This is a genomic window from Bacillus sp. FSL K6-2865 (assembly GCF_040311405.1).
In the GTDB taxonomy this organism is placed as follows: Bacteria; Bacillota; Bacilli; order Bacillales; family Bacillaceae; genus Bacillus; species Bacillus velezensis.
Genome location: NZ_CP152036.1, coordinates 1,767,651 through 1,781,069 on the forward strand (window position 1 = coordinate 1,767,651; position 13,419 = coordinate 1,781,069).

Genomic DNA, 13,419 nt, shown 5'->3' on the forward strand with positions numbered 1-13,419 from the left:
GTGAAGAACTTCAATAAGCAAATCACTTTATCGCTGAAAAATCCGTTTATTTTACATCATGACGTTTACGGACAAAAAGTCCTTCCGGGATTGGCTTATATTGATATGTTTTATCAGATTTTCAAAGAGCGCGGCTATTCATACGACGGGCTTCAGCTGCGCCATTTATCCATATATCAGCCGCTTATTGCGAAAGAAGACAGCGCCGTCAAGCTTACGGTTGAATGTACAAAGGTAAAAGAAGGGCGCTGGAAACTTACCGCAAAAGGGGCTGAGGTCAGCGGCGGACGAGTACAGCCGGAAGAACGTATTTACGTCAAAGCGGAAATGCACGAGACGGCACCCGCAATTTTCAGTGACACGCTTGATCTTGACTCTGTCAAACGCGAGGCGGAACGCACCATCGATTTAAATGAGCTGTATGCACAATGCAGAAGCCAGGAATTGGTTCACAGCGGATATATGAAAGCAGAAGGAGAAGTGTTTGAGGAGCGGGACGGCGTCATCTTTGATGTATCGCTTGGAAAAGACGCGATGGGACAGGCCGGGGGGTTTTTGTTCCATCCGACTCTTCTTGACGGAAGCGGCGTCGGCGCAAACCTACTGATCTCATCACTGTTAAATGGGGAAAAGAGGCTGTTTCTGCCTCTTTTCTACGAATCTTTTACAGCTTCCGAACCTTTGCAGAGCGGCTGCATCACGAGAATCAAACGTTCGTCGCTTCGGCAGGAAAAGGAGCTCATTTACATTACACTGGAGTTTTTTAACGCATCCGGCCGAAAAGTAGCCGAGCTGAAAGATTTCACAAGCAAGCTCGTGCGGGATGCCGAGCTGATCAATACAGAACGAAAGCCAGCTGAGAAGTCTCCTGAAAAAGCCGGTTTACCGGAAGTTGCGGCATCGCTTGAAGGCGGACACCTGCATGAGGAAGCGGAACGGTATGTCATGAATCTGATGGCTGAAAAAATCGGCAAGCCGCTTGAACAGATTGATTCTCAAGTCGGCTACTATGAAATGGGGTTGACATCGTCCGGACTGCTTGACGTCGTCGAAACGATCAGCGAAAAAATCGGCGAAACCCTTTCTCCGACTTTGCTGTTTGAATATACGACGGCAGCAGAGCTGGCAGCTTTCCTGACTGAGCAGTACGGGAGCCATTTCAGCGCGCCTCCGGCAAAAATGGCGAAGCCGGTTGAGCCGCAAACAGAAAACAGGCGGAAAAGCAGTGTGCCGCTAGATGAAGATATCGCGATTATCGGCATGGCCGGCCGCTATCCGCAGGCCGAAAATATTCATGAATTCTGGGAAAACCTGAAAGAAGGAAAAAACTGTGTCACCGAAATTCCGGAGTCTCGCTGGGACTGGCGCCGGTTTGAAAATGTAAAGTCGCCTTCCGGTAAGAGCATTTCAAAATGGGGCGGATTTATTGATGATCCGGATTGCTTTGATCCTCAATTTTTCCGGATTACGCCGCGGGAAGCTGAAACAATGGACCCTCAGGAACGGCTGTTTTTACAAACATGCTGGGAAACGATTGAGGATGCCGGATATACGCCGAAGTCGCTCGCAGAGGCGCGCGGACGGAATAAGAGACAGCGCGTCGGCGTCTTCGCAGGGGTGATGCATAAGGATTATACGTTGGTCGGGGCTGAAGCTTCTTCTGAAGATCATGTATTCCCGCTTTCTCTTAATTATGCGCAAATCGCAAACAGAGTTTCATATTTTTGCAATTTTCACGGGCCGAGCATGGCGGTCGATACGGTCTGTTCATCTTCGCTGACTGCGGTTCACCTTGCTGCGGAAAGCATTCGGCGCGGGGAATGTGAATCGGCGGTTGCCGGAGGGGTCAATTTGTCGCTGCATCCGAATAAATATCTGACATACGGTTTATGGGACATGTTTTCAACAGACGGGGTTTGTCATACATTCGGGAAAGACGGAGACGGCTATGTACCGGCTGAAGGAATCGGTGCCGTTTTATTAAAACCGCTGCGAGAGGCGGTAAAAGACGGAGACCGGATTTATGCGGTGATAAAGGGCAGTGCCGTCAACCACGTGGGGACAGTGAGCGGAATTTCCGTGCCGAGTCCTGTCGCGCAGGCCGATTTGATTGAAGAATGCCTGGACAAAGCGGGCATCGATCCGCGCACGGTCAGTTATATTGAGGCGCACGGGACGGGAACTTCTCTCGGCGATCCGATCGAGGTTCAAGGCCTTGTCAAGGCGTTCCGCCAGTACACACAGGACAAACAGTTCTGTTCGATCGGATCAGTGAAGTCCAATATCGGCCATGCGGAATCGGCTGCGGGCATCAGCGGCTTAAGCAAGGTTGCCCTGCAGCTTCACCATAAAACTTTGGTGCCGTCTCTTCATTCGGAGGAGCTGAATCCGTATTTAGATTTTGAACAATCACCGTTTTACGTCCAGCATCATACCGAAGCATGGCAGCAGCTATCAGTGACGGAAAACGGAAACGAAACCGTATATCCCCGGCGTGCGGGCATCAGCTCTTTCGGGGCGACAGGTTCAAACGTGCATCTCATTCTGGAGGAATTTATCCCTGAAGAATCACACGGAACAAATGCTGAACCGGCAGAAGAACAGACATTCATTTTCCCGGTTTCAGCCCGGAATGAAGAACGGCTAAAAGAGTACGTTGCGAAGCTGTCTGCATTTATTCATCCCGGCCTGCCGCTTGAGGATGCGGCGTATACACTTCAGATCGGCCGTGAACAGATGGAGGAGCGGGTTGCGTTCACCGCTCAGGATATGACACAGCTCAAAGAGCGGCTGGAAGGCTTTCTGGCGGGTAAAACGGTCAGCGGGTGCTGGCGGAACCGAGCCGATAAAAGCAAACAGGCAGAGCTTGCTCCGGACTTGATACATAAATGGCTTTCTTCCGGGAGACTGGAGATGATTGCCGAAAAGTGGGCCGGCGGAGGAACGATGGATTGGAATCTCTTGTACGGTGAAAACAAACCGAATCGGATCAGCCTGCCGACATATCCGTTTGAAAAAATCCGGTATTGGGTGCCGAAGGCGGAGAAAAGAGAATCGCTGCCGCAAAAAAATGCAGGCATGCTGCATCCGCTCCTGCATGAAAATGTATCAAACATGTCAGGCGTCCGTTTTCGGTCCTCGTTTAGCGGCGGAGAATTTTTCCTGAAAGATCACGTCGTCAAAAACGAGCGGACGTTACCGGGCGCGGCTTATCTGGAAATGGTCCGGGCGGCCGTGGAACATGCGGCAGAAACGAAGGAAGAAGGAACAGTCCGTCTGAAACATGTCGTATGGATACGTCCGTTTACAGCGGCGGATGAGTCCGCAGAACTGTACCTCCGTCTTTATGACGAAGAAAATGGAGAGATGGGATTTACGGTTTACAGTGAATCGGCTTCCTCGGAAGAAGAGCCCGTACTCTATGCGCAAGGAAGCGCGGCGTTTGTCCGAGCGGGCGAACCGGCCAAAATCGAGATTGACAAATTAAGAGAGTCACGCCGTCTGATCACACCTGACGCTTGCTATCAGGTATACAAACAGATGGGGATTGAATACGGGGATGCTCACAAAGCGGTCACGGAAATCTATGCAAACGACAGCAAAGTGCTCGCGAAGCTTTCACTCCCGTCATCTATTTCTCATACAAAAGATCAATTTGTCCTCCATCCGAGCCTTTTGGATGCGGCCTTCCACGCGACAATCGGGTTAATGCTTGACAGAGACGGGACTGACATAAGGCCGATGCTGCCATTTGCTCTCGAACAGGTTGATGTGTTGAAAAGCTGTAAAAGCAATATGTGGGTTTCCATTGCGTACAGCAACGAAAGCAAGCCTGAAGATGCCGTTCAGAAGCTGGATATTGATGTATGTGACGAACAAGGCAATGTATGTGTGAAAATGACTGGTTATTCCGCACGGGAAATTGAAACGGATAAAACAGATACACTATATTTTGAACACGTATGGGAAGAGAAGACCGCTGTACATGAAGAAGCGTCGATCCATTTCAAAGCCCGTCACGTGATGATATCTGACCGGTTTACGGATCAAATGAACAGCATACAGACAGACTTCAGCTGTCATGTGCTCCGTGATCAGCATAAGAGTGAAGACGAACGGTTTGAAGCTTGTGCGCTTCAGGCGTTCGAAGAAGTGAAGAAAATCCTCGCTTCAAATTCCGGCGGGCGCGAACTCATTCAGATTGTCGTGCCTCAAGAAGCGGATACGCAGCTCCTTTGCGGCTTAACGGGGCTTTTGAAAACAGCGGCGCTTGAAAACCCGAACCTGACCGGCCAGCTGATTGAATTGGAGCCGGACGTCAAGGCAGACATTCTGTCCCGATATGTAAGTGAATGCAGCGCTCATCCTGATGACAAGCATATTCGCTATGAAAACGGCAGGCGCTATACGGCACAATGGCAGGAAACAGGGCTTGAACAGTTCGGCGCCGAAAAGCCGTGGAAGGATAAAGGTGTTTATCTGATCACAGGCGGTGCGGGCGGACTCGGATTTTTATTCGCCAAAGAAATCGCCAGGCATGCAAAAGACGCCGTTCTTATTTTAACGGGGCGTTCTCTGTTGGATAACCGTAAAAAAGCCCAGCTTCAAGAACTGTCCGATCTCGGAGCGCAAGCCGTGTACAAACAAACGGACATAACGGAAAAACAAGAAGTTCAATCGCTCACAGCGGACATCTGTCGGCAGTACGGCGGATTAAACGGTATCATACACAGCGCCGGAACGATAAAAGACAACTATATTCTGAAAAAACACAAAGATGAAGTCCGTGATGTACTGGCGCCGAAAGTCTCCGGACTGGTTCATCTTGATGAAGCGGCAAAGGACATTGAGCTTGATTTTCTGATTCTTTTCTCTTCCGGAGCCGGAAGCGCCGGAAGCGCGGGTCAGGCTGATTATGCGATGGCCAATGCGTTTATGAACGCCTTCAGTGAAAAAAGAAACCGTAAAAAAGCCCGAAATGAACGCTATGGACATACCCTTTCAATCTGCTGGCCGCTTTGGAAAGACGGCGGCATGACGGTTGATGCTGAAACGGAAGCCATGCTGACAAAAGAAAGCGGCATGGTCCCTATGCAAACAGAAAACGGCATTCAGGCTTTATACCGCGGGTGGGCGGCAAACACATCCCAAGTCATGGTGACGGAAGGCTACGCCGCAAAAATCCGGGCGTTTCTGAAAAAATCAGCGGATGATCAGCCGGATAAGGGCAGCGAAACGGAAGAAACGGCAGGTCTTACAGCAGGCGGAGAGAGCATGCTTGCAGAAAAAACGGAGCATTTCTTGAAACAAGTGCTTTCGGAAGTGACCAAACTTCCTGTCGGCAAAATTGATGCCAAGGCGCCTATGGAAGATTACGGAATTGATTCGATTATGATTATGCATTTGACGGGCCGGCTGGAAAAGAGCTTCGGTTCATTGTCAAAAACATTGTTTTTCGAGTACCAGAATATCGAATCGCTGGCGCAGTATTTTATGAAAGCACACCGGGACACGCTGCTGGAAGTGACCGGGGTGAAAACAGAAGAAACCCCTGCAGCCAAACCAGCGCTGTCTGAGAAAGCGAAAGTAAAGCCCGTTTTCAAACGGAATGAAGGCAAAAAAGGCTTTGCGCAAGTCCGTCCAGACACGCGAAAAAATCAGCAGCTTACAGAGCGTGAAGATATCGCGATTATCGGTATATCAGGACGATATCCGCAGGCCGAAAATCTTCAGGAATTTTGGAAGAATTTGAGTGAAGGCACTGACTGCATAACCGAAATTCCAAACGATCGATGGGATCACAGTCTTTATTACGACGCTGATAAAGATAAAGAAGGCAAGACGTACGGAAAATGGGGAGGATTTTTGAAAGACGTGGACAAATTTGATCCGCAATTCTTCTCTATTTCGCCCCGGGATGCAAAATTGATGGACCCGCAGGAGCGGTTATTCCTGCAATGTGTCTACGAAACGATGGAAGATGCCGGTTACACGCGCAAAAAGCTCACGGAAAAATCGGGTGATTTGCTTGGCGCCAATGTCGGTGTTTACGTCGGCGTCATGTACGAGGAATATCAGCTTTACGGAGCCGAAGAACAGGCGCGCGGAAAATCGCTTGCGCTGACCGGAAATCCGTCATCAATTGCGAACAGGGCTTCCTATGTATTCGGTTTTAACGGCCCGAGCATGGCTCTGGATACGATGTGCTCTTCTTCTTTAACAGCCATTCATCTGGCATGCCAAAGCTTGCGGAACGGGGAATGCGAGGCAGCATTTGCCGGGGGCGTCAATGTATCCGTTCATCCGAATAAATATTTGATGCTCGGCCAGAACAGATTTTTATCAAGCAAAGGCAGATGTGAAAGTTTCGGAGAAGGCGGAGACGGTTATGTGCCCGGTGAAGGAGTGGGCGCCGTACTCCTTAAGCCGCTTTCTAAAGCAAAAGCGGACGGTGATCATATTTACGGCCTGATCAAAGGAACGGCCGTGAACCATGATGGAAAAACAAACGGGTATTCCGTACCGAATCCGAACGCCCAAGCCGCGGTGATCAAACAGGCGTTAAAAGACGCGGGAACCGATCCGAGGGCGGTCAGCTACATCGAAGCCCACGGCACCGGGACTTCACTCGGCGATCCGATTGAAATCACGGGTCTGACAAAAGCCTTTTCAGAACAAACACAAGATAAACAGTTTTGTGCCATCGGCTCAGCGAAATCCAATATCGGGCACTGTGAAAGCGCGGCGGGCATCGCGGGTCTGACGAAGGTGCTCCTGCAAATGAAACATAAGCAGCTCGCACCGTCACTGCATTCCCGGACGCTTAACCCGAATATTGATTTTCTCGCTACGCCGTTTAAAGTGCAGCAGACGCTTGAAGAGTGGACAAGACCGGTCATAAATGAAAACGGAGTAAATAAAGAATTGCCGAGAACCGCGGGGCTTTCCTCATTCGGAGCCGGCGGCGTCAACGCTCATATCGTCATCGAAGAATATTCCGCTGATGAGGATAAGGAGACGGCTTTTGCCGCGCCTCATCCGTCGATGATCGTCCTTTCCGCGAAAAATGAGCAACGGCTTCAAAAACGGGCGAAACGTCTTCTTGATGCACTGCGGAGCGGGCGTTACCGGGAAGCGGATCTGAGCCGGATCGCATATACGCTTCAAATCGGCCGTGAACCGATGGAAGAGCGTCTCGGAATGATTGTCAGCAATTTGCGCGAGCTTGAAGAGAAGCTTGACAAATTTACGGGCGGCAAGGAGTCAATTGACCAGCTCTACCGCGGACAAGTCAAACAGAATAAAGACACGATGGCGCTGTTTACGGCTGATGAGGACATGGAAAAAACCATTGAGGCGTGGCTTGAAAAAGGCAAAGCCGCAAAGGTATTAGAGCTTTGGGTGAAGGGCCTTCCGCTGAATTGGGATAAGCTGTATCAAATGGGCAGACCGCAAAAAATCAGTCTCCCGGCCTACCCGTTTGCAAAAGACCGATATTGGATCGACATATCAGCAGATGCAGCTGTCAAAAGACCGGCCGAAACACAGTCTGCGCCGATCGCACCGGCGGCCGCCCCGGAACCGGTCATTGAAGTAACAACTCTTCACGAGGAGACTGTCAAAGAAAAACCGTCAAACATTACACTGCAGACTTTGAGCGGCGCGAAACCGAAAAGAACCGTACAGCCCGCTTCCCGTCCGGCGGTTTCCGCTGAAAAAGTAAGTGCCGTATTGACCGAAAGTTTGGCAGACGTTTTATATATGGATGCCGACGATATCGACGCAGACGACACATTTATTGATATCGGCATGGATTCAATTACCGGTCTTGAATGGATAAAGTCTGTTAATAAAGCATACGGCACGTCCCTTACGGTGACGAAAGTATATGATTATCCGACAATCCGCCAGTTTGCGGCCTTCTTGCAAAAAGAGCTCGGGACAGAACCGATCCTTGAGGAAGCAACCGAACCGCATAAAACAGAGGCCGTGAAAAAACCGTCAAACATCATGCTGCAGCCTTTAAACGCTCATAAGCAGCATGTGACACAAGCAGAAGCGGATATTCTGGAGGCGATGTCTGAAACGGCAGCTTCCGCCGAACCGGAAGAACCGATTGAAGCGGTGCATGACGAGTTATCAAAAGCACTGGCTGATGTATTGTACATGGAGTGGCATGAAGTAGATATTGATGAGGCCTTTATTGACTTGGGTATGGATTCGATTACCGGTCTTGAATGGATAAAGGCCGTCAATAAACGGTACGGCACGGACTGTAACGTAACGAAAGTGTATGATTATCCGACAATCCGCCAATTTGCCGATTTTCTGCGTACGCAGCCGTCTGTCCGCGGAAGAAAAAAACAGGCGGTTCCCGTACGTCCAAAGCCGCTTACGCAGCAACATGCCCCGCAGGAGAAAACACCTGCCGAGCCGGAGAGATTAACGGTTCAAAAGGAACCTGAACCGGTGCAGGCCAAACGGGAGCCTAAAGACGAGATAGCGGACGCGATAGCCATCGTCGGCATGTCGGGCAAGTACCCGGATGCGCCGGACCTAAAGACATATTGGGACAACTTAGCCCGTGCGAAAAACGCCATTCGCGACATCCCGCTTTCCCGCTGGGATGTAAACAAATACTATGATCCGGCCTTAAACAAGAAGGGCAAAGTATACTGCAGATCAATCGGTATGCTTGACGGCATTGAAGAGTTTGATCCGCTGTTCTTTAATATATCTCCGTCTGAAGCGGAACTTATGGACCCGCAGCACCGAATATTTTTACAGGAAGGTTTTAAAGCCTTTGAAGATGCGGGTTACAGCTCAAAAGAATTAAACGGGAAAAATTGCGGCGTTTATTTGGGGATTATGAACAATGAATACGGCATGATGTTAAACAAACATCAGACAGGAGGAAGCGCGACGGGCAACAGTTTCAGCATCGCGGCGGCCCGCCTGCCTTATTATCTCAATTTGAAAGGGCCGGCCATTCCGATCGATACGGCATGCTCTTCATCTCTCGTCGGGACTCATTTGGCGCGTCAGGCGCTGTTGAATCATGAAATTGACATGGCGCTTGTCGGCGGTGTGACCTTGTATTTAACGCCTGAATCATACATCAGCATGTGTGAAGCCGGAATGCTGTCTCCTGACGGCCAATGTAAAGCATTTGATAACAGTGCGAACGGATTTGTGCCTGGCGAAGGCGCGGGGGCGCTCGTTTTGAAGAGGCTGAAAGATGCGGAAGCCGATCAAGACCATATTTACGGAGTCATTATCGGATCTGGAATTAACCAGGACGGAAAAACCAACGGCATTACCGCACCAAGCGCGAAAAGCCAAATGGATTTAGAGCGCCAAGTGTATGAAGCGCACAACATCCACCCTGAGAGCATCACCTATGCGGAAATGCACGGCACCGGCACAAAGCAGGGGGATCCGATTGAATTAGAAGCCCTGTCTTCTGTATTTAAGGAAAAAACGGATCGCAAACAATTTTGCGCCATCGGTTCGGTTAAATCGAATATTGGGCATACGTCGGCGGCGGCAGGTGTAGCAAGCGTCCAGAAGGTTCTGCTGTCGATGAAGCATCAGCAGCTTGTGCCGACCCTACATTTCAGCACGCCGAATGAACATTTTGATTTCGATGACTCGCCTTTATTTGTCAATACCGAACTCAAACCTTGGGAAACAGGCGGAGCACCGCGGCGGGCCTGTGTCAGCTCATTCGGCTACAGCGGCACAAACGCTCATCTCGTTATCGAAGAGTATCAGCCGAAAGACCGGGGAAGCCGTAAGCCTGATGAGACAAACATTTTTGTGCTGTCGGCGAAAAAAGCGCCCCAGGTAAAAACCTATGCCGAGTCTGTGATCGAATTTGCAAAAGCCAATCAGAATATCAATCTTTCAGATATGGCGTACACGCTTCAAACCGGGCGTGATGCGATGGATTACCGTCTTGCGGTTACAGCCGGTTCGAGAGAAGAACTGATCAGCCGTTTAACCGATTTTGTAAACGGAAATACGGGTGAAGGGATATATGAAGCCCATATCAAAACGGCTAAAAAAGAAATCAAAGCATTTGAAACGGACGATGACCTGAAGCAGCTTGTGAGGTCATGGTTCGATAAGAAAAAATACGCCAAAATAGCGGAATTGTGGGCCAAAGGGCTCCAGATGGACTGGGACAGACTCTATCAAGGCGAAAAACCCCGCAGAATCAGTCTGCCGGCTTATCCGTTTGCGAAGGAGCCGTACTGGCTGCCTGAGCCGAAAGCCGTACCGCAGGAAACAGAAGACCGGCGCGAGGCTGTGCTTTTAGAAAAGCAATGGGTTCCGTGTGAGATCGATTCGGCCGGTGAGAAAAGCGGCAAGACTGTCATGATTCTGGCTGATGCAAGAACAGCGGAGCTAGCCGAAGAGACTGCAAAGCATTTCACTGACTCATTCATTCTCCCGGTCGATTCGGCTGACACTGCAGCTAGCGATTGGAATCACATAGATGGCGCAATCGATCTGACGGGATGCGGAGACGAAGACCCTTCACTGGACGGGATCAGCCGGCTCCAGACTCTGATTGATACAAGCCGCCGGCAGGCGCGGCCGCTGACGCTGCTATATGTAACAAAAGGCTTGGAGCCATTTCAGCAGAAAACGATTCATCTTGCAGGAGCGGCAAAAAGCGGCCTGTACAGAATGCTTCAAAATGAGTATCAAAACGTGACGTCCAGACACATGGATGCCGATACAGATACGGATCAGCAGACGCTTGCCAAACAGATTGCAGATGAATTTGCGGCGGACAGCACAGAACCGGAAATCTGCCGCCGAAACGGACAGAGATACCGTGCTTTATTCAGGGAGATTCCAAGCGGGAAGCGAGCAGAACATAAGCCCGCACCGTTTCCTGAAGACCATGTGCTTTTCATTACCGGAGGCACGAGGGGACTGGGTCTCTTATGCGCCCGCCATTTCACAGAAAAACACGGCGTGAAAAAAGTAGTGCTGACAGGCAGGGAGCCGATTCCTCCCCGTCATAAACGGTCAGCCGTTAATACGAGGCTGAAAGAGAAGATACGGGCGATTGAAGAGCTTGAAGCAAAAGGAGTGCAAGTGGCGGTGATCAGTCTGAAATTGTCTGATCATGATGCGGCGGCAGCGGAAATTGAAACGATCCGGCGCACGATGGGACCGATCGGCGGCGTCATTCATTGTGCGGGATCGGTTAATTCAGTAAATCCGGCGTTTATCAGAAAGACTGCTGACGATATACAAGAAGTGCTGGAACCGAAAGTCGCAGGGCTTCAAACATTAAGCAGCCTTTTCACAAATGATCCTTTGCAATTTTTTGTCTTATTTTCTTCAGTATCTGCAGTCGTTCCGGCGCTCGCGGCGGGACAGTCGGATTATGCGATGGCAAATGCGTACATGGATTATTTCGCGGCGGCTCATCAGCATCAATATCCGTTAGTCAGCATTCAATGGCCGAACTGGAAGGAAACCGGATTGGGTGAAGTCCGCACAGAAAACCTGAAGCAGACCGGGCTGCTGGGACTGTCCAACGCGGAAGGACTTGACTTGCTGGATCGTATTTTATCTGAAAACATCCGCCCGTCCGTTCTGCCGGCTATCGTTGATCGGAGCGAATGGCATCCTGACAGGCTGCTCTGTCAAGAGAAAACACAAAAAGCCGTAATAACCGGCAAAGCCGCTGAAAAACATTCAGACAGAGAACTGCTTCTTGATACGAAGGCGTGGCTTGTGAAACTGTTTTCCGATGAGCTGAAAATCGCTACGGAAGAACTGGAAACAGACGAACCGTTTCAGGATTACGGGGTTGATTCGATCATTTTAGCGCAGCTTTTACAGCAAATGAATCAAGCGCTCAAAGAGGACTTAGATCCGTCTGTTTTATATGAACATCCGACGATTGACGCGTTTGCCGAATGGCTTGTATCCAATGGGCAGCCGCTGCTTGCAGAAAGGGAGGAGCATGATACAGAAATCTTGGTTCCGGCTGCCGTACAAACGGTTCACACTGAACAAAAGCGTGATGCCGTAACTGAAGACATTGCCGTCGTCGGAATGAGCTGCCGTTTTCCGGGAGCGGAAACGTTAGAACAATATTGGGACTTGCTGAGAAGCGGCAGGTCCGCAATCGGCTCCGTCCCGGCGGAACGTTTCGGATATGCAAATCAATACGTTGCGGGATTGATTGACAATATGGATCACTTTGATTCCGAATTCTTTTTCATTCCGGAAAACGACGCGAAAGCGATGGACCCTCAGGCATTGGCGGTGTTGGAAGAGAGCTTGAAACTTTGGTGCCATGCCGGCTATTCCCGTGAAGAAATCAAGGGTATAGAGGCCGGTGTGTATATCGGAGGCCGCAGCCAGCATCAGCCTGATCCTGAAATTCTTGCGAATACCCGCAACCCGATCGTTGCGGGCGGGCAGAATTATTTAGCGGCAAACGTTTCGCAATTTTTTGATCTGCGCGGGCCGAGCATCGTGCTTGATACGGCTTGTTCATCGGCTTTGACAGGAATGAACATGGCCGTTCAGGCACTGAGAAGCGGCGATATCAAAGCGGCGGTAGTTGGCGGGGTCAGCCTGCTGAACACGGATGCGGCGCACCGGATGTTCCAAGAGCGCGGGCTGTTAAACGAAAAACCGGCATTTCACGTATTTGACAAGCGTTCAGGCGGAGTTGTCCTCGGTGAAGGCGTCGGCATGGTGCTGTTAAAAACAGTAAGCCAGGCGCAAAAAGACGGCGACACGATACACGCGGTCATTAAGGCCGCCGCCATGAACAATGACGGCAGAACGGCAGGCCCGTCAGCTCCTAATATGCAGGCGCAAAAAGATGTCATGCAAAGCGCGCTTTTCAAAAGCGGCAAAAAGCCGGAAGACATCAGTTATATCGAAGCAAACGGATCGGGTTCCGCGGTGACTGATTTGCTTGAGCTGAAGGCGATTCAATCCGTATACCGCTCAGGCCAGCATGTTCCGCTCGGCATCGGGTCAATCAAGCCGAACATCGGGCATCCGCTTTGCGCAGAAGGCATCGCAAGCTTTATTAAAGTCGTATTAATGCTGAAGCATAAACAAACGGTTCCGTTCCTCTCAGGAGATGAACCGATGCCGCATTTTGATATAACAAAGACAGATTTTCATTTTCATAAAACAGCCGGTGAATGGGATGCAGCCAGACCGTCAGCAGCCATCAACTGCTTTGCCGACGGCGGAACGAACGCCCACGTCATTCTGGAAGCTTGGGAAGAAAAAGATACCGGAATGAAAAGAAAGCCGCTGCCGGTACCGTCATTAAGACGTAAGGCTCTGGTAAAAGAACCTGACGCACCGGCGGAGAAACAAGAGCTTCCTGCGAAAAAAATGTTTTGGAAAGCATTTAAATGA

At 50.3% G+C, this 13,419-nt stretch carries 1 protein-coding gene; it reads left to right on the plus strand.

The features are described from left to right. Nucleotides 1-13,419 (plus strand): SDR family NAD(P)-dependent oxidoreductase, encoded by a 13,419-nt coding sequence (locus tag NYE42_RS08720; RefSeq protein WP_352426904.1) that lies wholly within the window; start codon nucleotides 1-3, stop codon nucleotides 13,417-13,419.